The sequence below is a fragment of the Methylobacterium tarhaniae genome (assembly GCF_001043955.1).
In the GTDB taxonomy this organism is placed as follows: domain Bacteria; phylum Pseudomonadota; class Alphaproteobacteria; order Rhizobiales; family Beijerinckiaceae; genus Methylobacterium; species Methylobacterium tarhaniae.
Genome location: NZ_LABZ01000430.1, coordinates 1 through 714 on the forward strand (window position 1 = coordinate 1; position 714 = coordinate 714).

A 714-nucleotide genomic window follows, 5' to 3' on the forward strand; every position below is an offset into this window, starting at 1 on the left:
GGTGATCGCCTGAGCCGGGCATCGCGCGAGACCGCCAAGCGGAATCTCGAAGCCGAACCGCGAAGCGGAACCTTGGCGACACCCTGCGCATTGCCCGTTTCATGAGCATCGCATTCGTTCGCGAGAAGGAGGGCGGGGAGGCCTTCGAGGATCTTCCCGACCGTCCCGTCTCCCCGCACCCGAACTTCGTCACGCCGGAGGGCCTCGCCCTGATCGACGCGGAGCTGGACCGGCTGCATGCCGAGCATGCCGGCTTCTCGCCCGACGACAAGGCGAACCTCGCGCGGGTGAACCGCGACCTGCGCTACTGGACCGCCCGGCGCAACTCGGCCCAGGTGGTGGACCAGCCGCCCGGCGACACGGTGCATTTCGGCTCGACCGTCACCATCGCGCGTGACGACGGGCCCGAGCAGACCTTCCGCATCGTCGGCGAGGACGAGGCCGACCCGGCCAAGGGCACGCTCGCCTACGTGGCGCCGCTCGCCCGCGAGCGCGACCTGATCGAAGGACGGATCCCGCCTCAGCGGACCGAGACGATCTCGACCTCGTGACCCGCTACCGTGACGCTGTCGCCGGCCTGCTTGCCGGTGAGCGCGCGGGCGAGCGGCGCCACGTAGGCGAGCGTGCCCTTGGCCGGGTCGGCCTCGTCCTCGCCGACGATGCGGAAGGTCTGCTCGGGCCCGTCGTCACGCGCGATGGTGACGGTCGAGCCGA

2 protein-coding genes are annotated in these 714 nt (G+C 70.9%); one reads left to right on the forward strand and one right to left on the reverse strand.

Translation table 11 applies throughout. The annotated features are described in order from the left end of the window. Window positions 1-101: 101 nt before the first annotated feature. Entirely contained in the window at window positions 102-551 is a 450-nt protein-coding gene (locus VQ03_RS30450; RefSeq protein WP_083468336.1) for a GreA/GreB family elongation factor, read from the forward strand. Here VQ03_RS30450 and VQ03_RS30455 read toward each other — a convergent pair. Further along, a partial coding sequence (locus VQ03_RS30455; RefSeq protein WP_048454681.1) for a GreA/GreB family elongation factor occupies window positions 521-714 on the reverse strand: 194 nt, incomplete at its 5' end. The genes VQ03_RS30450 and VQ03_RS30455 overlap by 31 nt on opposite strands.